Below are 26,959 nucleotides of genomic sequence, written 5' to 3'. Positions count from 1 at the left end.
TTATTGTTATTGCATCAAAATAAAGTTATGTATTGTTATTCTCAGTATGTAATAAGACATTCAATAAAAGATTGATATAGTTATGAAACTCACTTTTTTAGGAACAAGCTCAGGCTCACCGACCGCTGAGCGCAATGTCAGTAGTATTATGCTCGATCTCCGACAAGAAAGAGGACGATTATGGCTTTTTGATTGTGGTGAGGCAACTCAAATGCAAATGCAGAAAGCAAAATTCAGCTTAGCCAAATTAGAGATGATATTTATAACACATTTGCATGGTGATCATCTGTTTGGTTTACCGGGTGTTTTAACTACACGTTCATTAATCCAAAATCAATCGGAACTAACTTTGATTGGCCCTAAAGGTATCAAACAATTTATTCAAACTGTGATTGATATTAGTTATTCCTGGATAACTTATCCTTTAAACATTATTGAACTTGATCAAGATGGTTTGGTATTTGAAGATACTAAATTACGGGTTGAAGCCAAATTATTGGCGCATCGGGTACCTTGTTTTGGTTATCGTGTTATTGAAAAGGATTCATCACCTGTCTTAGATATCGACAAATTACAGCAAGATAATATTAATCCTGGTCCACATTATGCCTATTTAAAAGAAGGTAAAACAGTAACACTAGCTGATGGCCGTGTCATTGATGGTCGAAATTATCTTGGTGATTTTAAACAAGGGAAAAAACTGGCTATTTTAGGTGATACAGTACCTTGTGATGCTTCAATTGAATTAGCTAAAGATGTTGACGTACTTGTGCATGAAGCAACGCATGAAAGTGCATTAGGACAAAAAGCAATTGAGCATGGTCATTCTACCACTGTTCATGCAGCCACGATTGCTAAACAAGCCAATGTTAAAAGATTGATTATAACGCATATAAGCCCCCGATATTCTCTCAATGACAATGCTAAATTAGTTAATGAGGCTAAGAGTATTTTTATCCATACTGAAATCGCAACTGATTTTGCCACGTTCCAGGTATAGAAGAATATGCCGACATTATCGGCTAGTTTGCTGATGTTTCAATTAGTAATAAAATTTCGCAGGAAAAGCTCATTGAGCCTGAAATTTATAGATTTTGTAAAAAATATTCAGGAGTCTGTACCGTTTCATTTTTTATTCAGAATAAAATCATTAAATACCCATTACTTTAGGAAAATAAGAAATATGCAGTATATTTCTTAATTTTTAGTCCAGAGCAGATTTTATTTAGTAATAAGCTTGGATGAACTTTAATGATCTGTTTTAAATTAGCATTCCTAATTTTTTCATCCAGTTCACATAATCATCTGCACTTTTATCTATATCTTTTTGTGTAATTTTATCCGGATAGTCTGGCTCATTATTTGCGCCATAAATTGCAAAAACGGGCTGATAATCAGCCTGAACGTAATTTATTGTTAATTCAAAGGGGCTGAGAATTTGCTCAAGTGTATATTTATAATGTCCTGTTTGAGAATAGTCCGCTTTCTTTATACCTGCCGAAACAGCTAAACCTACTTTTTTACTTTTTAATTTATCGCCTAAGGCACCAAATGCCCATCCGTAAGTGAAAACGTCATCTAACCATTGTTTTAATAATGGTGGACAATTAAACCAATATATCGGAAATTGAATTACCAAATTTTGATGATTTTCAATTAAGTTTTGTTCGAAGCTTGAGTCTATTTTATAAGAGGGATAGTAAGAATATAAATCATGTATGGTTATTTGTTCATGATACTGATTTAATCTATTAACCCAGCATCGGTTAACACTTGAAGAGGCTAGGTGAGGATGAGCTACAATCACTAAAGTGCGTTTCATTGTTAAATATTCCATCTATATTATTATCAATAATTAAGTCATACTAATATTAATACGATTATTTTTGAAGTACGGTAATTACTGTTATGTACTATCTTTATGGAAAGTATCTACATGGAAAATCATCATTGTGCCGAAGATCATTTTGAGGATAGTGGATTTAATTACACTCTCTCAATGATTCGAGGTAAGTATAAAATTGTTATTCTTTATTGGTTAAACGAAAATCAACCCTCAATGCGATTCAATGAACTTAAACGAAGCATTAATCATATTTCTTTTAAGACACTGAGTAATACCCTAAAAGAGATGGAAAAAGATAAATTAATTTTTAGAAAAGAATATCCGCAAATTCCACCTAAAGTGGAATATGGGTTATTAGAACGAGGTAAATCTTTAGTTCCTATTTTAGATATGCTTTGCCAATGGGGAAATAATCATAAAAATGACCTATTATCATAATCTGAAAAAACTTTATCCGCCGACATTGTCGGCGTATTTATATGACTAAAGGCAGAATTTGGTGGCGGAGGGATTGGTAATCCTGGAAGCTTTAAATTATCAAATTCTATTTATGGTATTTCTTTGCCTGATCTTTATTCCTCTGCTGATTACAATACGCAGTAAAGATATATAAATCAATATATCAGACTATATTTAAGCTTTAGTATCAATGTGATAGCTGATGTCGATGCAGTTATACGGAATTCTTGCATAATCAGTTTGTTTGTTTATCTTGAGTTTATTGTGTTATCGATATAGCGGTATTTTTATGTGTATGGATTTTCTATATAAGTTTTAGCGATAAGCACGGATATGCGGCTATTGTTCAGAAAATAAGATTTCTGCTGTGTCTGATAGTGATACACGGAAAAAAACAGTGTCCTATATCCGCTGGATTAAGCGGTATTATTATAAACGGAATATTGCTTGAAGATGCCGGATTGACGGTGAATGCAGGCTCTGCCCTGCTATCAGGAAAAATTTTATCCGGTGATATAAATCATACTTGTTGCGACCGGGCTGATACAAAAACAACGCCACCGCATTTTTGAAAAATGAAGTGGCGCTTATTACTGCACTATATAGTTATAAGTGTTAGTTATAATTATATATTTTTGTATGTCTATGTTATTTACTTTTAACTTATACTAAATAAATTTAATCCGTACAGCAAGTGTTTTTTTTCAGTTTTATGCTTTAGTTGCGATTTTAAAATTATAGTGTTGGAAAGTAACTACAGTATAACCAGTACAGTAATAATTACAGACGAAACTATCACTGTATACCGGTACGTGTATGCTCTAAATTGCGGCAATAACACAAAAAAAAACCAAATTCAGCAAGAATTTGGTAAGGAAGTTTATGGCAATAATGGTTTTTAGTATGTGTGTGTTCAGTTGTTTATGGTTTGTTGTTGCGGAGTATGTAAGTTAAGCGATTTAATTGTCCAGTCGCGAATACGCTGTACCAGCTCGGGGTTTTGTTCCAGTTTCTGACCATAGCTCGGTATCCATTCATGCAGTTTTTGCTTCCATTCGCCGCTGACTTTATCGGCAAAGCAGTGTTCGAGTAATTCAAGCATAATGGATACGGAAGTAGAAGCACCCGGAGATGCGCCTAACAGGGCAGCCAGTGTACCATCGGTAGATTTTACCAGCTCAGTACCAAACTGTAGCACGCCACCTTTTTGCGGATCTTTTTTGATTACCTGTACGCGATTGCCGGCAACGGCCAGATGCCAGTCTTCATCGCGGGCTTCGGGATAAAAGGTACGTAATTCCTGCATGCGGTCGGTAAAGCTTAATCGTACCTGCTGTATCAGGTAATGCTCAAGGGCGAAGTTATGTACGCCGACGGTGAGCATGGGGCAAATATTGGCAAAATTCAGAGTCTGGAACAGATCTTTAAATGAGCCGCATTTGAGAAATTTGGTGGTAAAGCCGGCAAAAGGACCAAAAAGCAATGCATCTTCGCCATCGATAACCCGTTTATCAAGATGCGGTACACTCATCGGCGGGGCGCCGACTGATGCTTTGCCATATACTTTGGCATTATGCTGTCTGACAATTTCGGGATTTTTACATACCAGCCACTGACCGGATACGGGAAAGCCGCCGTAGCCTTTGCTGGCTTCAATCTGGCTTTTCTGCAGCAGTCTGAGAGAGCCGCCACCTGCGCCGATAAATACAAAGCGGGCAGATACTTGGTGACAGGTTTGATTAGTTAAATCTTTGATTTTCAGGTGCCAGCGGCCATCTTGCTGTTTCAAGTCGATAATTTCGTGTTGCAGATGCAGTTGACAGCCGTGACTGGTGAGGTTGTTAATCAGGATGCGGCTTAAGGCGCCGTAATTGACATCGGTACCCAGATCCGACCAGGTAACGGCTATTGGCTCACTGTTATCCCGCCCCTGCATCATGAGCGGCACCCACTGGCTAATCTGCTCTTTATCTTCGGTATAAACCATATCCTGAAACAGGCGGTATTGCTGCAAGGCGGCAAAACGTTTACGCAGAAAAGCAACATCAGTTTCACCGCGTACAAGGCTCATATGCGGCACACTGCGGATAAATTCACTGGGATTGGCAATCATGCCGGCATCGACAAGTGATGCCCAGAATTGTTTGGACAATTCAAACTGTTCGATAATTTTAATTGCTTTGGATACTTCGATTGTGCCGTCTTTCAGCTCAGGGGTGTAATTGAGTTCGCATAGGGCTGAATGACCGGTACCGGCATTATTCCATGCATCTGAGCTTTCTGTAGCCACTCCAGCGAGACGTTCGTAGATATTAATCTGCCAGTCTGGCTGTAACCCCTTAAGAAAGGTTCCCAGTGTCGCGCTCATTATGCCGGCGCCGATTAATACTACGTCTGCTGAGCTATCGCTATTGGTGTTTTTCATAACGCAAACTCTTTTCTCTTCTCTTCAGGCTACTCTGATTAAATGTTTATCTGGAAGTTCGCACACGGAGTAATCAATATTGGTGTGATTTACTTGTTTTTGACTTAAATCATTGACAATAACAAGTGGTTAATTTAAGCACTTTTACTAACAGGCAGCAATAGCAAAATACGGTATGTACCAGACTCTATGGCTTTTTATTAACTATTTTATTGTTTATTAAGAAAATTGTTTTTTATTAGCATGACAATGCTATTTTATAGTAACAGCAAATGATTATATCTTTATTGTTTTAAATTAATTTTTATATATTTTTATACAAATTTTTACAAATCAATAACAAGGGTATTATAACTATGCCGGCTATGACCGCTGCGGTTATGGCTATTTTTTCTGTGCCTATTGTTGCAAACGGCTTACACACAGCGCACTGATGGCGGTGGCCAGTGCATTAAACAGTATCGGTATCCAGTCCAGCGGCCAGCTAAATAGCCAGTTTTGCAGGAGTGCGACTGAAAAGGCAATAATGGCTGCGGCTGCGGCTGCGCTGAGCAGAAAGCGCGGCAGACGCCAGATAAAATAAGAGCAGAATACGGCCGCCAATAGTGAAGGGACTAACGCAAAAAGCATGCAGCCACAGATAAGTACAAGAATAAGCTTGATATCATTGAAATTAAGTAAGCTGATCTGCATCAAGGGCAGTTCACTATTGGCGCGCCAGTAAAATAATATAGTACAGAATAAAGCGGTGATGATTACACTGCTTAGCGTTTGCAGCATAATTGCGGGCAGTCTGGCCAAAGCTGATGGATGATGGGTATGGATCTGCTTGTGCTGCATGATGCTGTCCCGTTCTGATCGGCCGGCTAACAGGAGCCGGCTTGTGTTATTCAGTGTACCTGACAATGCCGTATGCAAGTATGCTGTTTGGTGTTAAGTATCTCTGACTACTCCGGCATGATACTAGATACTTTACCGCAGCCGGTGCAGAAAAAGCCAGTGATTAAGCTTCGCTGGCACCAAATAACAGATTTTCTTTAATCGCACGGATTTTGTCCCGAATCTGTGCTGCCTCTTCAAACTGTAAATCACGTGCAGCAGCCTGCATGGCTTTTTCCAGTTTGGCGATTTCTTTAACAGCATCATCTTCGTTATGGATTTCTCCAACTTTGAGTTTGCTGCGACCTCGCCCTTTGCTGCCGTTTTCATCGTGGTAAACGCCATCTATCAGGTCGCGTACCTGTTTTTTAATTTGCTGAGGCACGATACCGTGTTCTGCATTAAAGGATATCTGACGGGCACGGCGGCGCTCGGTTTCGTCTATGGCGGCTTTCATGGAATCGGTAATTTTATCGGCATACAGTATAGCTTTACCGTTAACATTGCGTGCAGCGCGACCTATGGTCTGAATCAGGCTGCGGTGACTGCGCAGAAAACCTTCTTTATCCGCATCCAGAATTGCCACCAGTGAAACTTCGGGAATATCCAGCCCTTCACGCAGCAGGTTAATGCCTACCAGTACATCAAACAATCCCAGACGCAGGTCACGAATGATTTCTACCCGTTCGACGGTATCAATGTCACTGTGCAGATAGCGCACTTTTACACCCAGCTCAGCGTAGTAATCGGTAAGCTGTTCGGCCATGCGTTTGGTTAGCGTGGTGACCAGCACGCGCTCGCCCAGCTCGCGGCGGATATTGATTTCCGAGAGTAAGTCGTCTACCTGTGTAGCCACAGGACGGATAATGATTTCCGGATCCACCAGACCGGTGGGTCGCACCACCTGCTCGACTACCTGACCGGCATGTTCTTCTTCATATTTCGCCGGTGTAGCCGACACAAATATGGTTTGCGGCATCACCCGCTCAAATTCATGGAATTTTAACGGCCGGTTATCCCGCGCAGACGGCAGGCGAAAGCCATAATCCACCAGATTCTGCTTACGTGAAGCATCGCCCTTGTACATACCGCCAATCTGGCTGACGGTAACATGGCTTTCATCAATAAACATCAGCGCATTTTTGGGCAGATAATCCATTAAAGTAGGCGGCGGCTCTCCTTCCGGTTTGCCGGAAAAGTGGCGTGAGTAGTTTTCAATACCTTTGCAAAAGCCCATTTCATAGAGCATTTCCAGATCAAAGCGGGTGCGCTGTTCAATGCGCTGCGCTTCGACCAGACGTCCTTCATGGGTAAACCATTTAATCCGGTCGCCCAGCTCCTGTTTGATATTTTCACATGCCCGCAATACGGTTTCGCGCGGGGTAACATAGTGGCTGGACGGAAATACAGTATAGCGCCCTACCCGCTGTTGCAGGCTGCCGGATATCGGGTCGAACAGCTGCATACGGTCTACTTCGTCGTCAAACAGGCTGACACGCAAAGCCAGCTCAGAGCTTTCCGCGGGAAAAATATCAATCACATCACCGCGCACGCGGAAAGAACCACGGGCAAAGTCGATATCACCACGCTCATACTGCATGGCTACCAGACGCGCGATGATATCGCGCTGGTCGATTTTCTGTCCTTCTTTCAGGTGCAGAATCATCTGGTGATACTCATTAGGGTCACCAATACCATAAATGGCCGATACAGTTGCCACAATCACCACATCCTGACGCTGCATCAGGCTTTTGGTGGCACTCAGACGCATCTGCTCGATATGCTCGTTAATGGCCGAATCTTTTTCGATAAACAGGTCACGGCTGGGCACATAGGCTTCCGGCTGATAGTAATCATAATAGGAAACAAAATACTCGACTGCGTTTTCCGGAAAAAACTCGCGCATTTCCGCATACAACTGGGCGGCAAGCGTTTTGTTATGCGCCATGATAATCGCCGGCCGGCCGCTTTGCGCAATCACATTGGCCATGGTGAATGTTTTACCGGAACCGGTAACCCCGAGCAGGGTCTGGCCGGACAAACCGTCTTCCAGTCCCTCCAGCAATCCTTTGATTGCAGCCGGCTGATCACCGGCAGGCGGAAATGGCTGGTGCAGTTTAAACACACTACCCGGATACTGAATAACATCCATAAGTTTGTAACCTAAATAAAATTCAACTCAGCAAAAAATCACGGCTGAAACAGCCAAAACCGCCGGCAGCGGTTTTGGCTTACAAATAAGGCCATTACAGGTAAAAAGCAAGTTTGAACATAATGCTTTATATCACTTTTGCTTGCTGAAATACCGGCTGCTGCCAGACTTTACTTTTTATAGGGGTTTTCTAACAAATCAGTTATTTAATCAGAAAGTTAATATTCCACAGCAGCCAATCAGGCATATTATGCCGAGCCTGCCCTGCCGGCCGGTGGTTTTGCGTTAGCCGACAGCAGGCAAGAGATAGTTGGTGAAATCATACTGCGCCCTGTCTGGCTGTGTTGTAAAACCCGCAAAGGGTATATTTTTATGCGCTTTTCCGGATTGATTTCTGTATTACAGCCATTCAGAAATATTATAATCAAATCATTGATTACACCAACCAGAATAACCGGTGAGTACCGGCAGAATATTGTTATACAGGGGAAAAAGTTTTATGGGTAAACTCAGCCTGGGCAAATGCCAGCCTATCGAAATTGATGCCGATAATCCGTTTAAAAACGATGCACTGGGCAGAAAAGAGAATATCGAGAATCTAACCCAATTTATTACCAGCTTTGAACAGTCTATTGTACTGTGTATTGATGGTGGCTGGGGACAGGGTAAAACCACCTTTATCAAAATGTGGCAGCAATACCTGAAGAATCAGCATATACCTACAATTTATTTTAATGCATGGGAAAATGATTATACTGACGACGCCTTGATTGCACTGATTGGGGAAATTAGTTTATCTATAAAGAAATTAAAGCAGCTAGATAAATCTAAAGTCGATGAAACATTTGAGTTTATTTATAAATATGCAGCCAATTTTGCTAAAGCTGTTGCACCTTCTGCTGCCAATCTAAGTATTAAAGCTATTTCAGGTGGTTTAACCAATGCTGATGAATTATCTAAAACCTTAAGTGCATTGGGGGAATCAATGGTGAAAGAACAGATAAAAAAATACGAAGAATCTCGGAGAACTTTAAGCAAATTTAAAGAAGAATTAAGTAAACTGGCACAATGCTATACCGGTGGCGATAAACAAAAGCCGTTGGTAATTTTTATTGATGAGCTGGATCGCTGCCGCCCTGATTTTGCGATTGAGGTACTGGAAAAAGCCAAACATTTGTTTAACGTAGACAATATCATTTTTGTACTGGCGACGGATAAAACTCAGCTTAGCCATTCTATCAGGGCTGTGTATGGCCAAGGGCTGGATGTTAACGGCTATCTGCGCCGGTTTATTGATTTTGATTATCTGCTTCCGCGATCATCAATTCAACCATATATTATTCGTTTGATTCGTAAATTCTCCCTTGAAAAATATTTTTTAAATAAAGGAAAACGCTTAACCAATCCTAAAAATTTTTTAGTAGATATTGTCAATAAATATAATGTAACTTTAAGAGAACAAGAGGTATTCTTTAATATTTTTAATATTGTTATTAGAACCGATGCTACAATTAACTTAGAACATTGGTCAAATATTATTATGTTAATATTTTTAATTATATTAAAATTAAAATCCCTAAATATATATAAAAATTTGGGCTTTGGAGATACTAGGGGGTTTTATGATACATTAAAAGATATTCAATCTCACTGTACTCCAATTGATGATGGTTGCAATAATTATTTAGAGTTATTAGAATTTTTATTTTTAGAAATTTTTGGAAGCTTTCAACAAACTCCATTCCAAATAGAGCAAGCAATTGAAAAATATGCATATATGTTTAATTTTAATGAAAGCAAAAAAACTAGACTTATATTGCTTGAATATGAGTATGGAGATCATTGCATAAATTTACAAAGTGTGTTAGGCATAAAAGAATCCATTGAAATTTCTTATTCATTTAAATTTAATTAATTTTCCGGATAGGTACTTATCTACATTTTTTATCTTTTTTACGAATAAAGAATTAATATCCAGAAATATTGAAAACTGCTGGCAAAAATAAAGTTTGAATAAAAAACCGCCATACAGGCGGTTGAGTATTTATTTTTTCGGCGTACGTTTAGAATAATCAATGGCTTTGTAATAATCTGCGCCACTGCCTGCCGGTGGTTTGGCTGCCTTTTTAAGACAGGCATTAATCACTGTTTCATCATTCAGTCTGAACTGTTTACTGTCCAGTTTACCGCTTAAGGCCTGATTTTTGATTTTTTTAGCGATATCGATTAAATCCTCACGTGACATGAAACCGGTCAGATTATAAATCCGGTTCTCTGCAATTTCCTTTTCAAGGCCGTTTCTTTTTATCAGATTATAATATTGCAGCATGCCATTATTCAGATATTCTTCCGGCGTCCCTTTCAGAAACGCCGCTCTGATTTCGGTGGAAACAACATTATCGGCAGCAGATAAAGATTTTTGCCCTTTATAGGCCATGTCATACTGATTGTTGGCTGTGGATACAAAAGCTTTTAATGTAATGCACTGCGGCGGCAGATCGTTCACATCGCTGGTTTCATAATTTTATTCTTTGGCAGCAGCACCGGCGGATATACAAAACAATAAGAAAGAGGTAAGCAGCAGTTTGTTCATACAGTTTTCCTGATTAATCAGATTTTGCTTTAACTTTATATATCAAATCAGATATAGCCAGAGCCTCCATGCAGACAGCGACAATAAAGCTTAAATTCTGTTTCTCTTAATCCATGATAACTTCACAATAAAGATATCAATGAATTATTAATATTTAAAGATATAGTGTGTAGGGTAAATAAGTTTTATATTTTTTGTCTGCTGAAGCCAGTTTCTCCGCATACTGAGCTGATTACTTACCTGAATGGTTTCAGTTAGTCGAATCAGCATTTTTTAGATAAATCTGAACAGCTTTGCCGGTGTATCCCAGAGTATATTGTGTGTCAGCTGTTTATCCTGCAACAGCATATTCAGCTGTGCAGACAGATAATCAGGGGTAATCTGCTGTTCAAATTGGGTATGCGGCCAGTCGCTGCCCCACATCAGCCGGTGGCTGCCCAGATTTTCTACTAATAAAGGGATGGCAGAAGCAAAGAATTTGTGACCTTCTGCTGCGGCAGCACTAATCCGGTATGCTCCAGACAGTTTGCACCATATCATTCCGCTACGCCCCCACTCGAGCAACTGCTGAAAACCATAATCGCGGGCAGGCTGACAATCCGAAGGTCGGCCGAAATGATCAATCACCACTTTCACATCCTGTTTGAGCAGTGTTGCAATCATGTCATTAAGTTTGTTACTGCGGCAATGTACTTCTACATGCCAGTTTAGCTCTTTTACTTTATCAAGCAGATTTTGCCATGAATCGGTTTGTAAATCCGGCTGGACACCATTAATAATATTCAGGCGTATACCGACAATACCGGCTTTATCCAGTGCTTCAAGTTCAGGCATTGTGACAGATGGCTCAACACAGGCAACGCCTCTGAGACGGGGTTTAGTCTGTGCAATAGCCTGAAGCATAAAGCTGTTGTCATAACCCAGAAAACTGGGCTGAATCAATACGCCATGTGTACAGCCATGAGCATCCAGATGTGCCAGATAATCAGCGAGCGGCGCATTCTGTGCCGGTGTATATCGGCGGCCGGCCACCATCGGTAAATACAGCATAAAAACATGGGCGTGGCTGTCTATAATACCCACCGACTCCTGATTCATGTTATTTCTCTTTCTCAATCTGCTATTTGTCAAATATCTGACCGTCCTGATCAATCTCGCTTAAGTTGCGCCCTTTGGTTTCCGGTAACAGCAGTACGCTAATGACCACGATTGAATAAGCCCAGTTGGCATCTATACCAATGGCTGAACCCAGCGACATTGAAGCACTCATATGCCCGACCAGAAATGGAAATACAGGGGAAAGAATACGACCAAAGTTATAACAGAAACCTACTCCGGCACCTCTGTACTTCTGCGGATACAACTCATTGAATAATGCGCCCAGACTGGAAGGAATACCGGCAGCAAAAAATCCCAGCGGAAAACCCAGAAACAGCATCTGGGTATTGGTTAAGGGGACAAACAGATAAACACGTACTGTAATTACACAGCAGATAGCAAAACAGGCAACATTAAAACGCCTGCCGATTTTATCGATTAAAACTGAACTGACCATACAGCCACACCAGAAAGCAACGATGATTACTGCCAGATAAGCACTGGAATTGAGCACAGAAAGGTGGCGTTCTGCTTTCAGATACGTAGGCAGCCACGACATGATTGCATAATAACCACCATGTGCGCCCAACCCCAGCAAACCGCCTAGTAAAGTAGTACGAATCAGTGAAGGAGAAAAAATGCCGAACAGTGCTTCGGTAATAGACATGCTGTTTTCATTTTTCGAAACTACGCTAGTTTGTTTTACCGGCTCCTGTACATGCCGGCATACATAAAAAATCAGTAGTGCCGGCAATAAACCAACTGCAAACATGATGCGCCAGGCGAAAGTTTCTGGAACCAGACTGAATACAACGGAAAACAGTATAACGGCCAGTCCCCATCCCACTGCCCATGCACTTTGTACTGTTGCCATCACTTTGCCGCGATACTGGCTGGAGATGGTTTCTGCCATCAGTACAGCTCCGGCAGCCCATTCACCGCCAATACCAAATCCCTGTAAAGCTTTCAGTACCAGCAACCAGTGATATTCGGTAACAAATGCCGCCAAAAATGTAAAAATTGCAAACCATATAATCATAATTTGCAATGTTTTAACGCGTCCGTACCGGTCTGAAAGAGCTCCTGCAAACCAGCCACCCAGTGCTGAAGTGACAAGTGTGACACTACTGAATAAGCAGACCTCCCCTTTACTGATAGCAAAATATGCAAGTAGTGACGGAATCACCAATCCAAACATCTGTGTTCCCAGAGCATCAAGTGCCCAGCCACTAAAGCATACCCAAAAGGTTTTTCTTTCATTTGCTGATACTGCCCGGTACCACTTAAACATAAAGTTTCTCTTTCTTTGTTTATTTTTGAGAAGATCAATTTGTTGTGCTTGCAGCAGAGATAAAACTTAATTTTTAAAACTTTATGTCTTTAATTTACGCTTAATAGCATTTAAAGCCAATAAAAAAACATAATGTAATTCAAAATAAAATAAAACAGATGAAATTTTTTATTAATGACCTTTTTTCGATAATCAATATATTAAACATTAAGATATAAAATATTTATCGTTCCAGATATATTCACTAGTATATTAATCTTTTTCCGTTTAACTACAATTATATACAATAAAGTTTTGATTTTAAGCAAATCTTTAAGTCTTTATTGCATATAAAGGTTATTAATTAATAAATTATTTTAATTCTAATAAAATTGAAACATTTTGTGCACCTTTTTTTCTATTATATTTGTTTTAGCAATAAATTATTAAAATTTATTATTAATGAAAAATATTATTTTAATAAAAATATATTTTTTAAAAATAAATACCAATAAATATCTAATATTTATCCTTAGTTATCCCTGAAAAGTGTTAAAACATACATTTTATTTGGCATATAATTTATGCAAATAATATTAAATGATTATTATGGCGAATGAACTATTTTATGGTCAGACAATGTATATATTTTTATTTTTATAAAAAATTATATATATCTCTGTCTTGATGCTTACTTATAATCCATCTTATCCTCCCTAAGTTTAAGCTTTGATTAAATTAAAACAAACCTATATATCAGATTATATTTTTAAACAATATATTTAATCAAATTAATTTTTATATAAAAAATTTAATCTTAACATTAAATTTCTCTTACTTTATTCGATTTCTCTTACATAAATTTTTAATAACCACTGCTTATCTTTTTAAAATTGATTATTTCAACCTCAAAAATAATACTGGTACTAATTAAAACTGATATTTTGAGGATTTTTATTAAATTATGTAATATTTTTCTTTACAATATAAGTTATATTAATAAAATTGTTGGTATTTTAAAAAAGAAATTATATTTAAATGGATATTAAACAAATTAAAACTGATTCAGACAAAACAACTGAATCACTTAACGCTGAGGAACAACAAGTAGTAAATGAGCATTTTAAATTACTTGTGCATAATGCAATAGATTTTTTAGAAAAATCAGTCAATTATTTTGAAAATGATTTGAAGGTTTCTATTATTTGCATGTGCTCTGCTTTTGAACTTTTTCTCAAAGCTCGAATAATTAAAATTGACTGGAAACTAATTTTTTTAATGCAAAAAATGCAACGATAGAAAATTTTATTAACAAAGAGTTTAGTTCTATTACCACTTCCCAAGCTCAAAAAATTCTCGAAGAACATGATGAAGATAGTCTTTGTTTAATTAATCATGAAGTTTTTAAAGAATTAAGAAAACTTAGAAATAAAATTATTCATTTTTTTTCAGAAGAAACTCAAAATGAAGACAAAAATAGGATTATCATAAACCGATATAAGGCTCTTTATTATTTAGATAAATTATTACAAAATCAATGGAAAGAATTCTTTAAGGATTTCTATAGTGAACTTAAGATTATTACAAAATTGCTATTAAAGCATAAATCATATCTGCAAATTAAATATGACAACTTACAGGATGAATTAAAAAGTTATGAGACTAAAGAAACATGTAATGTTTGCAGCTTTAAGTCATCAGTTAAAACAAATATATACCATAAATTAATTACAGAATTTACCTGTAAAGTATGTGAAACAATGCAATTACAAATTAAATATAATTGCCATAATTGTAAAACAGATATACTCTTAAAAATTCCATCCTCAATAAAATTAGAACCCCAAGAATTAAACACACTAATTTGCACGAAATGCGATGATGAAATTGTAACTGATGATATTCATACCTATTTAGCCAATAATCAAAAAACTATATATGCTACTGATTCTGATAATTTAGACCAAGAATGGGTAAGTTGTGGGTACTGTGAAAAAGAAGGTTCTTGTGTCGAATTAGAAAAAGATTATTATTTTTGTTTAAACTGCTTTGCTTTTGCATCAGGTATTTCTAAATGCCAATACTGTAATCACTCATTTACGGGTAAAGATACATTAGATGAAGAAAATAGTTATGTTTTTGGATGCCGATTTTGTGAAGGATATTTAGGGAATAATTGTCATAATTAATATTATCTGTTAAAACTTTAGTGATGAAAAAAACACCATCAATACTGGCGAAGTAATATTAACAATAAAACCAAAGCTGATTGCCACCGGTACGGCAGTAATGCCGCCGGAAGACTGAATTACTGGCAAAGTAAAATCCAGACTGGTTGCACCACCTACGCTGACGGCTGTAGTGGGATAACGACGTATCAGTACGGGAATAAAAATAAGGGCAAAGAATTCGCGTGCCAGATCATTAAACATGGCAATACTGCCCCAGACTGCACCGTAAGCCTGACTCATGATAATGCTGGAAAGTGAATACCAGCCATAACCGCTGCTGAGTGCCAGCCCTTTACTTACAGACACATCAGGCATAATCAAGGCAAATAGCAAACCACCAAGCAGGCTGGCCAGTGTGAATAATCCGGCACAGATAACGCCGCGGCGATTAAGAAATACCTGATGCAGGGTAATGCCGCTGCTGCGCAACTGCATGCCCACCAGTAAAAGCAAAATTATCAATGCTTTATTAACAGCAGCCAGCGGGCTGCCCAGCCAGTCAAAAGAGAGATAATTGCCGGCGATTAGCCCAGCAAGCAGACAACCAACCTGCTTGAGACTGCCCATAATACTGGTATTGCCGGACTGGCCTGTTTGTTGCTGCCGTTTCAGCCGCCACGGATAACGGCGGTCAAACCAGATAAATATCAGGAGGTTGGCTGCGATAAGGCAGACGAATAATACCGCTACTGTTAAGCTGATATTAGCCAGTTGTGCGCCCAGATTGGGTTCTTGCGCCAGTGATAATCCTATTAGAAATAAAATCAGATATACCAGCCATGCCAGCCCGTAATTCAGCCAGTTTACAACCCGTGCCGGTGTGGGTATGCAAAATCCGATAAACAAGGGAATCAGGATGATTAGCAGGGAGATTAAATGTTGCATGGATAATTGTGTACGGCAGAATTAGGGATAATAAACGGTTTGGCTACAGGCTGGTACAGAACAGGCAGCACATTGTATGACAATGGCTGCCTGTGAAATATACGTTCAGGTTTTATTGGTCAACGAAAGCGCGTTCGATAACGTAGTCACCACGCTGCCCCATTTTCGGGGAAATAGTCAAACCAAAACTGTTAAGTGTTTCACAGCTGTCTCTGAGCATTTCGGGGCTGCCGCAAATCATCGCCCGGTCGTCAGCAGGATTAATCGGCGGCAAGCCAATGTCGGTAAACAGTTTACCCGATTTCATTAAATCAGTCAGGCGTCCGTGATGGATGAAATCTTCCCGGGAAACCACCGGATAGTAAATCAGTTTTTCACGTACTAATTCACCCAGATATTCATGATTGGGTAACTCTGTGGTGAAATGATCATAATAGGCCAGATCTTTTTTATAGCGCACGCCGTGAATCAGAATAATTTTTTCAAACTGTTCATATATGTCTGGGTCTTTGGTTACGCTGAGAAATGGTGCCAGACCGGTACCGGTAGACAGCAGATACAGGTGTTTGCCAGGGTTAAGGTCACCGACAATCAGGGTACCGGTAGGCTTTTTACTCACCAGTACTTCGTCACCCGGTTTCAGATGTTGAAGGCGGCTGGTTAACGGGCCATCCTGTACTTTAATACTGAAAAAAGCCAGCTCTTCTTCCCAATTGGCACTGGCAATACTGTAGGCTCTCATCAGGGGTTTACCGTCTACCATCAGACCAATCATCACAAACTGACCATTCTGAAAACGTAATGATTCGTCCCGTGTGCAGGTAAATGTGAAATATGCGTCTGTCCAGTGGTGTACAGACAATACTTTTTGTGTGTTATAGGCTGCCATTAATTATCCATGGTTAAGGAAAGCGGTATTATTAGCGTAAACCGAAAACACGCCAGCTTTCTGTTGCCATTCAGGGACATTTTATGCTCTGGTCGCTGACGTAAGGTGTGAATTTTAAGACAATTTGATGTGCTGTTCAATGGGTTTTAGAGTATTCACTTTAATAAAAGTACTCTGTTTCAGACAGTTTTATCTGAACAGCAGTAAATATATCAACAGGTTGCCATAATTATAGCAACCTGTTGATGTTAAGCTGGTTTATCCGCAGTTACAGACGGCCATGGCACAGTTTATATTTCAAACCGCTGCCACACGGGCACGGATCGTTACGACGAATAACAATACCGCGCGCTTCCAAAGCTTCCGGGCTGAAATCTTCATCTTCTGCTACATTATCAGCAGCGAATACTTCGTGCTGTTCTTCTTCAGAGGCCGGTTGAAAACGCACTGAAATCAGCAATGAAGCAACGGTATGGCGAATATTGCTCCACATGGCCTGAAACATTTCAAATGCTTCACGTTTGTATTCCTGTTTCGGGTTTTTCTGGGCATAACCGCGCAGATGAATACCCTGACGCAGGTAATCCATATCGGCCAGATGTTCGCGCCAGCGGCTGTCAATGATTTGCAGCATGATGTCGCGTTCAAATTTGCGCATGGTGTCGATGCCAACTAGTTCGACTTTATGAGCATAATCTTTTTCTACTATATCCAGCAGACGTTCAGAAATGCTTTCGTTGTCGAGGCTGTTGTCTTCTTTAAGCCAGTCATTGATGGAAACTTCAATGTTGTAATCAGCAGCCAGTTTGTTTTCCAGACCGGAAATATCCCACTGCTCTTCCATGCTATCCGGCGGAATAAAGCTGTCTACAGTATCAACAATTGCATCATGGCGTATTTCCTGCATCAGACCGTCAATATCGTTGCTGGCCAGAATATCGGCACGCTGATGATAAATAACCTTACGCTGGTCGTTGGCTACATCGTCGTATTCGAGTACCTGTTTGCGCATGTCGAAGTTACGGTTTTCGACTTTGCGCTGTGCTCCTTCAATCTGACGGTTGAGCATTCCGGCTTCTATGGCTACGCCACGTTCAGGAGCCAGACGGTTAAGAATGGCTGTTGCACGGTCAAGTGCAAACAGGCGCAACAGCGGATCTTCAAACGACAGGTAAAAGCGGCTGGAACCGGCATCACCCTGACGACCGGCACGGCCGCGCAGCTGATTATCAATACGGCGGCTTTCATGGCGTTCGGTACCGATAATGTGTAAACCGCCAGCCGCAATCACGGCATCGTGGTCAATCTGCCATTGCTGCTGTAATTTGTCGATTTCACTTTTTTTCGCTTCTTCGCTGAGGCTGTCATCGGCATTAATGGCATCTATTTGCGGCTTGATATTGCCACCAAGCACAATATCCGTACCACGACCGGCCATGTTGGTGGCTACGGTAATCATGCCGGGGCGTCCTGCCTGAGCAATAATATCCGCTTCACGCGCATGTTCTTTGGCATTGAGAACATTGTGCCTGAGGTGCTCTTTATCCAGTAAGGCGGATACCAGTTCGGAATTTTCAATACTGGTGGTACCAACAAGGATTGGCTGACCTTTGGCATGGCGCTCTTTGATATCGGCAACCACAGCTTCGTATTTTTCTTCGATAGAACGATATATCTGGTCGTTCAGATCTTTACGTATCATTGGGCGGTTTGGCGGGATGATAACGGTTTCCAGACCGTAAATATTCTGGAATTCGAAGGCTTCCGTGTCGGCAGTACCGGTCATGCCGGCCAGTTTGTCATACAGACGGAAGAAATTCTGGAAAGTAATGGAAGCCAGTGTCTGATTTTCTTTATTGATTTCCACGCCTTCTTTGGCTTCAACAGCCTGATGCAGACCATCAGACCAGCGCCGGCCGGCCATCAGGCGGCCGGTAAATTCGTCAACAATAATTACTTCGCCATCCTGTACCACATAATGCTGGTCGCGCTGGTAGAGTGTATAAGCACGCAGCGCAGCCATCAGATGATGCATCAGCATGATATTGGTGGTGGAATACAGGGAATCGCCTTCCTGCAGCAAACCCATTTTGGTGAGAATCTGCTCGGCATGCTCATGCCCCTGATCACTGAGCACTACCTGCCGTGCTTTCTCGTCTACCCAGTAATCGCCATCACCGTCTTCGCTTTTCTGGACAATCAGCTGTGGCGGAATCTGATTCATTACCTGATAAAGAGTGACGTTATCGTCAGCCTGACCGGAAATAATCAACGGTGTACGGGCTTCGTCAATCAGAATGGAGTCTACTTCATCAACTACTGCAAATGAGAGCTCACGCTGCACTTTTTCGCTTTGATCACTTACCATGTTGTCGCGTAAATAATCGAAGCCGTATTCATTGTTGGTACCGTAGGTAATATCAGCCAGATAAGCGGCTTTTTTATCAGCATGATCCATGTTGCTGATAATGATGCCGACAGACATGCCCAGAAATTCATACAGCGGGCGCATGATTCCGGCATCACGAGCAGCCAGATAATCATTCACGGTAACTACATGTACGCCTTTACCGGTCAGAGCATTCAGATAGACGGCTGTCGTGGCAACCAGTGTTTTCCCTTCACCGGTACGCATTTCGGCAATTTTGCCATAATGCAGTACCATACCGCCGATAAGCTGCACATCAAAATGCCGCATACCGAGTACACGCTTACTGGCTTCACGGCATACAGCAAAAGCTTCTACCAGCAGGCTATCGAGTTTTTCCCCATCAGCCAGACGTTGTTTGAATTCAGCAGTTTTAGCCTGTAGTTCAGTATCGCTTAAAGCTTGAAGTTGTGGTTCGAGCGCATTGATTCTGGATACTTCTTTACGATATTGTTTCAAAAGCCGGTCGTTGCGGCTTCCGAGAATTTTTTTAGCTAAGTTTTTCAACATAAATCAACAGTCCGGCACCTGCTGGCGCAATAAATAGTAAGCTGGAAATAGGAGATTTTAACACAAGCGCCTACGCTGCTGTGCGGCTGTTTGCATGCCTGTGTCAATTATGTGCAATCTGAAGCTGTTCAGAAGTTACTGATTGCTGTTTATGGTGCTTAATATAATGGTAAAACCCTTTTTTCCAAGCACTGTCTGACACAACACAAACTGCTCACGTCCTTAACGCTGCTATGTGAAGATAAGAAAATTTATATGTAATACCGATTATTACTGTTCCGGCAACTGAATTTTGTTTTAAAAATAGTTGATTGCACACCAGTATAAGAATAATGATTCATAATCAGAACTGAATAAATATTATTTATATTTATTTAATTTTGTCATCCTGATTAAATTATTTTTTATCATTGCTTAAAGCATCAGACAAATACACAGACTGAAATAGCTCAATTGCTCTTTTCACTTAAACGACGCAGTGCTGCCGCCAGTTCCGGATGATGTGTTAAAACCTCTGCCGAACGTGCCAGCGTATCGCGCGCCACAGGGCTTAAACTGGCATGCTTTACTGCTTCCGGTTTTGATTCTGCCGGCTGAACTTTAACCTTTACAGTTTCAATTGAAGCATCAATCTGCCGCAGTTGCGGTAATAATGCTGGCAACACCATACGTAAACGTGAAGCAGCCATACTATTTTGCGCAATCACCACCAGACAACCGGTGCGTACACAGGCGACATTAAACTGAGTTCGCATACTTGCCGGCAACTCCTGTTTCAGACAGTTACTCAGGCGTTGCCAGTGTGCGGATTGCTGCAATAATTGATTAAGCTGGGCGTTTTTTTTGCCGAATTGATTCAGGTTCATACTGCCATACTAACTTAATTTGCCGGTGACATCAGAATATTTGGTTTAGTTTGAAAGTTATAGCTAAGTTTACACTCGTTATATCAGAAGCTGATTTTATCCGGTGATTAAAAGCCGTTTTCCATAATAATCTGTCCCGGTACTCTGTTACGGTGCATGCTATAGCCCATATCCAGTAAGGTCTGGAAAGTATCGGTGACCATGGCCGGATTACCACACAGCATAAAACGGGTTTGTTCAGGGGTGAAATTCAAACCCAGACCTTCTGCCAGCGTACCATTCTGCAATAATTGCGGCAGACGCTGACCGAGTGCTCCGGCAGTAGGTTCACGGGTAACCACCGGCTGGTAAGTCAGTTGATCTGTATATTCACCAATCAGAGGGTGATGGATTAAATCGTTTATATGCTGGCTGAAAATCAGTTCATTGGCATGTGAAACGGAATGTACCAGTCCGATATGCCGGAAACGTTCCCAGACAGCAGGCTGTTGCAGCATAGACAGAAACGGCGCAATGCCGCTACCGGTACTGAGCATGATCAGCTGCTCGCCATCAGTAAACCGCCCTGGCAGAAAAAAGCCAAAAGCGGTTTTATCCAGCAGTATAGAGTCACCCGCCTGCAATTGTGCCAGCCGGGCACTCATCGGTCCGCCTTCAATCAATACCACAAAGTATTCGAGTGTATCTGCATATTCGGCAGATACAACAGAATAGGCGCGCCAGATAAAACCTGCGCCGTCACGAAAGCCCAGACGCGAAAACTGACCGGCACTGAAGCGATAGGCTTCAGGCCGTGTGATGGCAAAAGTCAGCAGTTTAGGGGTATGCTGTTTGACCCAGAGTACGGTTTCTTCAGTAAATTTGGCTTCTGCGGCAGCCTGCATGCAGTTATTCCTGTGTGTGAACCACCGCCTGAGCGGTGACAGTATGATTACAGTCTGATATCGATATCCTGATATTTTCGGCTGGCTTCGGTATGACTGATTTCAATACCATCACTTACTGCCCATTTTCCATCATTAATACGCTGGTATTGCAGGCTGAAACTGCCATCACCGATTTTATGCAGGGTAAAGGTTTCGCCCGCCGGAATATAAAAGGTGCGTATAGCTGTAAATTTACCGGCGTGCAATTCGTATAATTGGGCAAATACCGGCGATTGCAAGGAGGTGGCATGTACGACAATATTGTTATTGCCGCGCTCACGCAAAACCGGATAGCCGGATACATAAGCAGCTTTAAGCGGAAAAAGCTGCCCATTGGGTGCCGCGGTAACTGGCATGCTACTCTGCTCATTAACGTTATTAGCCGGCGGATATGCCAGCCTCCACCACACTCCGCCCATAGCAATCAGTACGGCAATCCCCACAATCCATAACCAGCCATGACCGCGTTCGTGCAGGTCGACAACTTTATCCTGATGGTTAGGCAATAAAACCGGAGGCGCAAATGGTGTCTGCCGGCGCGCCAGCAATGCAGGTGACAACCTTGCCTGCAGGCTTTGCCGCGCAATCCACACATCATGATGATGGCGCTGCTCCGGATCAGACAATACTGCATATGCTTTATTAATCTCAGCCATACGCTGATGTGCCTGCGGATTATGCGGATTGCGGTCAGGATGGTATTTTTGTGACAAAGCCCGATAGGCCGCACGAATGACTTCGTCGGATGCCCCTTGAGCAACATTTAATACTTCATAATAATTGTGCACGGATTTTTCACTTACACAGGTTAAATCAAGGTATTGAGTGCATGATTGATATCATTCCAGATATCTTCAATGTCTTCAATACCCGCTGAAATACGCAGCAGACCTTCACGGATGCCCAGTGATTCTTTAACTTCTTTACTCATGCCGCTATGCGACTGGCTGGCACTGTGATTAATCAGGCTTTCGACGCCGCCAAGGCTGGCCGCCATCCGAATCATGCGCAGATTTTTTATCACACTATTGGCTGCTTCGCGACTGTTCTGACGTAAATAAATGGAGACCACTCCGCCAAAACCATGCTGCATCTGTTTACAGGCGATATCATGGTGTTCATGTTCCGCCAGACCCGGATAAAATACTTTTTCTACCGCAGGGTGCTGCTGCAAGCGTCTGGCCAGCTCAGCCGCATTGGATAAATGCCGGTCCATACGTACAACCAGTGTTTTGATACCGCGTAATACCAGTGCACAGTCCATCGGACCGGCCACGCCGCCGGTATTAATACTTAAGGCACGTAATAATTTTGCATGTGCAGGATCTTTTACCACAACAATACCCATCAGCACATCTGAATGTCCGCACAGGTATTTGGTTGCGGAATGAAAGACGATATCCACACCCAGATTCAGCGGATTCTGTACGTAGGGTGTCGCAAAAGTATTATCCATACCGACAATGGCACCGGCAGCTTTGGCTTTAGCAGACAGTTCGGCGATGTCTACCAGACGCAGCAGCGGATTACTCGGGGTTTCCAGCCATACCATTTTTACTTTGGTCTGTGCCAGTATCCGGTCCAGATTATCCGGATTGGTAAGATCGGCAAAAATAACGTTAACACCCCACTGGGCATATACTTCGGTTAATAAATCATAAGCTCCGCCATAAATATCGGCTACCGCAACAATGGTATCACCCGGCCGCAGAAAAGTACGCCACACAGCATCGATTCCGGCCATACCACTGCCATAGGCAAAACCGGCACAGCCATTTTCCAGCTCAGCGACTGTGTCTTCAAGTACTTGCCGTGTCGGATTGGAAATACGCGCATAACGGAACGGAATATTTTCGCCGATTTCATTCATGGCGAACATGCTGTTCTGATAAATAGGCGGCATTAGGGCACGGTTATGCTCTTCCGGCTGATAACTGGAATGAATGGTCTGTGTGGCAAATTTCATATTTTCTCCGTTTGATTACTGGTTTTGCTGTTCAGACAGCTGTTTATACGGGTAACGGCATTAATACTGAGGCTGCTAGTTTAGCACGCACTCTGGTTATCAGGCAGCATGCTGTTTCTTTTACACTAATCCCGACTGATTTGCTCGGAATTAAGGCATACAGTATAATTTTATGCCTTATATGCCGGCGGTTTCTGTGGTTTCACTATACTGCGCCGGCTGGATTCAGATTTGTTTTGCAAGGAAAAGTATCAGAATGGACACTATTGCCGACGTGCAAAGCAGTGTTGATAAACGCAATATGCCAATCAATCAGGTTGGTGTGAAAGGCTTACGCCTGCCGCTGAGTATTATTTGTGCTGCAGGTAAACAACATACTGTTGCTGATTTAACCATGACTGTGTCACTGCCGGCCGAACAGAAAGGCACACATATGTCACGCTTTATTGAGTTAATGCAGACACAGCATGACAGTATTGATTTTGCTGTACTGCGACAGCTGACTGCCGCCATGTTAGAAAAACTTCAGGCAACGGCTGGTAAAATCAGTATGCGCTTTCCTTTTTTCCGGCAAAAGCAGGCTCCGGTAAGCGGCATTTCCAGCCTGCTGGATTATGAAGTGGTACTCAGTGGCGAAATTCAGGCTGGTATTTATCAGCAAACATTACAGATCATTATTCCGGTTACCAGCCTGTGTCCGTGCAGTAAGGAAATTTCTGCTTACGGGGCGCATAATCAGCGTTCACATGTCACTGTTACGCTGGTATGCACTGAATCAATTGCTGTTGAAGAAATTATTGATCTGGTAGAACAACAGGGTTCATGTCAGTTATACGGTTTGCTGAAACGGCCGGATGAAAAGTATGTTACTGAATATGCTTATGATAACCCCAAATTTGTTGAAGATATGGTTCGTGATGTTGCTACCGCGCTAAAAACTGATACACGTATTCAGTCTTTTACTGTAGAAAGTGAAAATTTTGAATCTATTCATAACCATTCTGCCTATGCACTGATACAATACCCGTAAACTGATTGTTTGCAGACTTAGCTTTATCTGGTAAACGAAATCAGAAAGCACTTAAGGGGAGATAATGACTACCCTTCGGTTCTGCCGGTAGTCATTTTCTTTGTTGATTGTTCAGGTTGAAATTACACTGGTTACAGTGACCATTTTTTATGTATCACAGTCCTACCCGTTCTCGTGTCTGTATGACTTCCCTGTTAAAACTGATGTTTATGCTGCTGGTATTGCTGCCGGGGCTGAATAGTGCAGTGCTGGCTGCGGACAATAAAAAATTATTACCGCCGGAACAGGCTTTTGTACCGGAACTGATTGTTCATAATCAGGATATTCGTGTACATTTTGTTATTGCCGACGGCTATTACCTGTATCGGAATAAAATTCAGATTACTACTGAACCGGCAGATATCTTTGGTGAAGGACAATTTATCCGGCAGGGACAGCAAAAGCACGATGAGTTTTTTGGTACCCAGCAGGTTTACTATAATTATGCAGACGCAGTCTGGCACTATAGATCAGATGCACAGACTGTTCCGTATCAGTTAACTTTATCTTATCAGGGCTGTGCAGATGCAGGAATCTGTTATCCGCCGGTAGAAAATACATTTACCATCAGCCGTACCGGCAAATATCGTATTACGCCACAATCAACGCATATTCAGCCAGTCCCGCAGGATACTTTTACTGATCCTCCGGTTAAAGCTCCGCCACCGGAGTGGTCAGGCAGCTCAGGCGGTGACAGTCTGTTTCAGCTTTCCCGCGCAACACTGATTACCAATTTAATGACATTTTTTATTGCCGGTATGGGATTGAGTCTGACAGCATGCATGTATCCGCTGCTGCCGATAGTATCAGCCATCGTCATGGGTACCCGCCGGAAAACCACTAAATTGCGGGCATTTATCCTGTCATTTGTTTATGTACAGGGGCTTGCTTTTACCTATACTATTGTTGGTATTGTTACTGCCCGTACCGGTGCGTTTCTGACCGGATGGCTGCAACAGCCTGCGGTAGTGCTGGCTGCCGCAGCCATACTGGTGATACTGGCTTTATCAATGTTTGATTTATACAGTATTCAGTTGCCGGCACGCTGGCAGACGTTTTTTCAGCGGGTCAGCGGCCGCTTTCATGGCGGACATTTGCTCTCTGTGCTGATAATGGGGGCATTGTCAGCGCTGATTGTCGGCCCCTGTGTCGCACCACCGCTGGCTTTTGCACTGGGTTATATTGCGCAGAGCGGGGATGCTGCTCTGGGCGGCATGGCTCTGTATGTTATGGCACTGGGTACCGGCATCCCGCTGATTCTGATTTCTGTATTCGGTGTGCATATTCTGCCCCGTGCCGGTAAGTGGATGATTGGCGTCAAATATCTGTTCGGTCTGATGCTGCTGGGTGCCGCTACCTATATTGCCACTCCGTTTCTGAATTACTATCTGGTAGTCACTATTTATACTTTGCTGATGCTGATACCGGCAATCTATTTAGGCTGGCAGTGGTATCATTCATCAGCACGCCAGCGCTGGTTTAATGCGATTACCGGTATACTGTTTCTGGCTTGCGGGATTGGTTTTGTTTCTGCCAGCATAATGCACTGTGTGACACCTTTACATCGTTTTCTTACTTTAACTCCGCCAAACGGTCAGCATTTCGGTCGTTATTTCGATAAGCCGGAACAATTGCGTCAGGCTATGCAAGAGTTGTTTGATGAAGATCCGAATAAGCCGGTACTGGTAGATTTTTATGCAGACTGGTGTATATCCTGCAAGGAAATGACCGCATTTACTTTAAGTAAAGCTTCAGTCAGACGGGTAATTGAAGAAAAGCGTTTTTTGCAGATTGATGTAACCAATAATACGCCGGCACAACGCAGAATGATGCAACGCTATGGTCTGTACGGGCCTCCGGGATTATTTGTTGTACACAGAAACGGCTATCGCAGCCAGCCACTGATTGGCTATGTACCGGCATCAGAATTGTTAAGCTGGTATGACAAACAAGTACAGAAAGCACAATAAATTCACAGCCTCTTTGCTTGCAAAGAGGCTGTTGCACAGAGAGTTAACAGTGCTTACTTTTTTTGTTTGAGTGTGTTTCAATCCTGATAATGACGATCAGCCACTTTTAAAGCGCGCCGTGCCAGTGCCAGATTGGCTGTTTTGCGGTCGAGTACCATAAACATAAACACACCTTGAACATTCTTCATCGGCCGCAATAAATAATATTGTTTATGCAGGCTGATAAGAATATCGTCTATAGCATCTTCATTGTTGTCCTGACCATAAAGGCGCTCAATAGCCTTTATTTCTGAACGCACAATTTCGGTATTGCCGGCGGACAGAATGTCAAGATCCATGCCTGACGGACTAACTCCGTCTATAAACATTCCGCTTTCATAATCCACGACAGCACACGCCATGACACCTTTAGTTGCCGCTAACTCATCAATGACGCCATCAAATCTCACTGTGATATCCTTCTTTATATTGCCAGTATTTTAATTATGGCAGAGTAT

Annotated in this window: 22 protein-coding genes; 7 read left to right on the top strand and 15 right to left on the bottom strand. The window is 41.7% G+C overall.

Annotated elements, in window-relative coordinates; translation table 11 throughout:
* Nucleotides 1-82 precede the first annotated feature (82 nt).
* Nucleotides 83-1,000, top strand: coding sequence for a ribonuclease Z (gene rnz, locus H3V00_RS08340; RefSeq protein WP_198207660.1), 918 nt, complete (start codon nucleotides 83-85; stop codon nucleotides 998-1,000).
* A 261-nt stretch (nucleotides 1,001-1,261) separates the two neighbouring features.
* Here rnz and H3V00_RS08335 read toward each other — a convergent pair whose 3' ends face one another.
* Nucleotides 1,262-1,822, bottom strand: coding sequence for an NAD(P)H-dependent oxidoreductase (locus tag H3V00_RS08335; RefSeq protein WP_198207662.1), 561 nt, complete (start codon nucleotides 1,820-1,822; stop codon nucleotides 1,262-1,264).
* 114 nt (nucleotides 1,823-1,936) lie between these two features.
* On the opposite strand from H3V00_RS08335, the gene H3V00_RS08330 reads away from it, so the two are divergent.
* Nucleotides 1,937-2,284 (top strand): helix-turn-helix domain-containing protein, encoded by a 348-nt coding sequence (locus tag H3V00_RS08330; protein ID WP_198207664.1) that lies wholly within the window; start codon nucleotides 1,937-1,939, stop codon nucleotides 2,282-2,284.
* A 934-nt stretch (nucleotides 2,285-3,218) separates the two neighbouring features.
* Here H3V00_RS08330 and mqo read toward each other — a convergent pair.
* The 3 genes from mqo to uvrB form a co-directional block, all read right to left on the bottom strand.
* Entirely contained in the window at nucleotides 3,219-4,730 is a 1,512-nt protein-coding gene (gene mqo, locus H3V00_RS08325; RefSeq protein WP_198207666.1) for a malate dehydrogenase (quinone), read from the bottom strand.
* A gap of 399 nt (nucleotides 4,731-5,129) precedes the next feature.
* Nucleotides 5,130-5,570, bottom strand: coding sequence for a hypothetical protein (locus tag H3V00_RS08320; protein WP_198207668.1), 441 nt, complete (start codon nucleotides 5,568-5,570; stop codon nucleotides 5,130-5,132).
* A 163-nt stretch (nucleotides 5,571-5,733) separates the two neighbouring features.
* On the bottom strand, nucleotides 5,734-7,761 hold the full coding sequence (uvrB, locus tag H3V00_RS08315; RefSeq protein ID WP_084547167.1) for an excinuclease ABC subunit UvrB: 2,028 nt from the start codon (nucleotides 7,759-7,761) through the stop codon (nucleotides 5,734-5,736).
* A 499-nt stretch (nucleotides 7,762-8,260) separates the two neighbouring features.
* On the opposite strand from uvrB, the gene H3V00_RS08310 reads away from it, so the two are divergent.
* Nucleotides 8,261-9,676, top strand: coding sequence for a P-loop NTPase fold protein (locus tag H3V00_RS08310; protein WP_198207670.1), 1,416 nt, complete (start codon nucleotides 8,261-8,263; stop codon nucleotides 9,674-9,676).
* Nucleotides 9,677-9,805: 129 nt separating this feature from the next.
* Here H3V00_RS08310 and H3V00_RS08305 read toward each other — a convergent pair whose 3' ends face one another.
* The 3 genes from H3V00_RS08305 to H3V00_RS08295 form a co-directional block, all read right to left on the bottom strand.
* Nucleotides 9,806-10,267: a hypothetical protein gene (locus H3V00_RS08305; RefSeq protein WP_198207672.1), complete on the bottom strand. Its 462-nt coding sequence runs from the start codon at nucleotides 10,265-10,267 to the stop codon at nucleotides 9,806-9,808.
* A 360-nt stretch (nucleotides 10,268-10,627) separates the two neighbouring features.
* Nucleotides 10,628-11,452, bottom strand: coding sequence for an amidohydrolase (locus H3V00_RS08300; protein ID WP_198207674.1), 825 nt, complete (start codon nucleotides 11,450-11,452; stop codon nucleotides 10,628-10,630).
* 22 nt (nucleotides 11,453-11,474) lie between these two features.
* Nucleotides 11,475-12,743, bottom strand: a complete 1,269-nt coding sequence (locus H3V00_RS08295) for an MFS transporter (protein WP_198207676.1) — start codon at nucleotides 12,741-12,743, stop codon at nucleotides 11,475-11,477.
* Nucleotides 12,744-13,760: 1,017 nt separating this feature from the next.
* Between H3V00_RS08295 and H3V00_RS08290 the strand changes: the two genes are divergently transcribed.
* Both H3V00_RS08290 and H3V00_RS08285 read left to right on the top strand, forming a co-directional pair.
* On the top strand, nucleotides 13,761-14,021 hold the full coding sequence (locus H3V00_RS08290; RefSeq protein WP_025330001.1) for a hypothetical protein: 261 nt from the start codon (nucleotides 13,761-13,763) through the stop codon (nucleotides 14,019-14,021).
* Nucleotides 14,022-14,482: 461 nt separating this feature from the next.
* Nucleotides 14,483-14,911, top strand: a complete 429-nt coding sequence (locus H3V00_RS08285) for a hypothetical protein (protein ID WP_144353310.1) — start codon at nucleotides 14,483-14,485, stop codon at nucleotides 14,909-14,911.
* Between the two features lie 9 nt (nucleotides 14,912-14,920).
* Here H3V00_RS08285 and H3V00_RS08280 read toward each other — a convergent pair whose 3' ends face one another.
* From H3V00_RS08280 to H3V00_RS08250, 7 genes are all read right to left on the bottom strand, one after another.
* Nucleotides 14,921-15,838: a lysine exporter LysO family protein gene (locus H3V00_RS08280; protein ID WP_198207678.1), complete on the bottom strand. Its 918-nt coding sequence runs from the start codon at nucleotides 15,836-15,838 to the stop codon at nucleotides 14,921-14,923.
* Nucleotides 15,839-15,950: 112 nt separating this feature from the next.
* The gene (locus H3V00_RS08275) at nucleotides 15,951-16,727 is read right to left on the bottom strand and encodes a ferredoxin--NADP reductase (protein WP_025329998.1); all 777 of its coding nucleotides are present in this window, start codon (nucleotides 16,725-16,727) and stop codon (nucleotides 15,951-15,953) included.
* Nucleotides 16,728-16,995: 268 nt separating this feature from the next.
* Nucleotides 16,996-19,665 carry a preprotein translocase subunit SecA gene (secA, locus tag H3V00_RS08270; RefSeq protein ID WP_198207687.1) on the bottom strand — a complete coding sequence of 890 codons (2,670 nt, stop codon included), beginning with the start codon at nucleotides 19,663-19,665 and terminating at the stop codon, nucleotides 16,996-16,998.
* 449 nt (nucleotides 19,666-20,114) lie between these two features.
* Entirely contained in the window at nucleotides 20,115-20,531 is a 417-nt protein-coding gene (locus tag H3V00_RS08265; RefSeq protein ID WP_198207689.1) for a DciA family protein, read from the bottom strand.
* 107 nt (nucleotides 20,532-20,638) lie between these two features.
* Nucleotides 20,639-21,415, bottom strand: coding sequence for a ferredoxin--NADP reductase (locus tag H3V00_RS08260; protein WP_198207691.1), 777 nt, complete (start codon nucleotides 21,413-21,415; stop codon nucleotides 20,639-20,641).
* Nucleotides 21,416-21,462: 47 nt separating this feature from the next.
* Nucleotides 21,463-22,245, bottom strand: a complete 783-nt coding sequence (locus H3V00_RS08255; protein ID WP_084547743.1) for a J domain-containing protein — start codon at nucleotides 22,243-22,245, stop codon at nucleotides 21,463-21,465.
* Between the two features lie 20 nt (nucleotides 22,246-22,265).
* Complete coding sequence (locus H3V00_RS08250; RefSeq protein ID WP_084564614.1) at nucleotides 22,266-23,423, bottom strand: PLP-dependent aspartate aminotransferase family protein; 1,158 nt, start codon at nucleotides 23,421-23,423, stop codon at nucleotides 22,266-22,268.
* A gap of 256 nt (nucleotides 23,424-23,679) precedes the next feature.
* Between H3V00_RS08250 and folE2 the strand changes: the two genes are divergently transcribed.
* Nucleotides 23,680-24,453 (top strand): GTP cyclohydrolase FolE2, encoded by a 774-nt coding sequence (folE2, locus tag H3V00_RS08245; protein WP_084550769.1) that lies wholly within the window; start codon nucleotides 23,680-23,682, stop codon nucleotides 24,451-24,453.
* 149 nt (nucleotides 24,454-24,602) lie between these two features.
* Nucleotides 24,603-26,462, top strand: a complete 1,860-nt coding sequence (gene dsbD, locus H3V00_RS08240) for a protein-disulfide reductase DsbD (RefSeq protein ID WP_232335970.1) — start codon at nucleotides 24,603-24,605, stop codon at nucleotides 26,460-26,462.
* Between the two features lie 77 nt (nucleotides 26,463-26,539).
* Here dsbD and H3V00_RS08235 read toward each other — a convergent pair whose 3' ends face one another.
* Complete coding sequence (locus H3V00_RS08235; protein ID WP_025329990.1) at nucleotides 26,540-26,911, bottom strand: hypothetical protein; 372 nt, start codon at nucleotides 26,909-26,911, stop codon at nucleotides 26,540-26,542.
* Nucleotides 26,912-26,959 lie beyond the last annotated feature (48 nt).

Source organism: Snodgrassella sp. W6238H11, assembly GCF_016100525.1.
Lineage (GTDB): Bacteria > Pseudomonadota > Gammaproteobacteria > Burkholderiales > Neisseriaceae > Snodgrassella > Snodgrassella alvi.
This window is presented reverse-complemented; position numbering and strand designations above follow the sequence as displayed.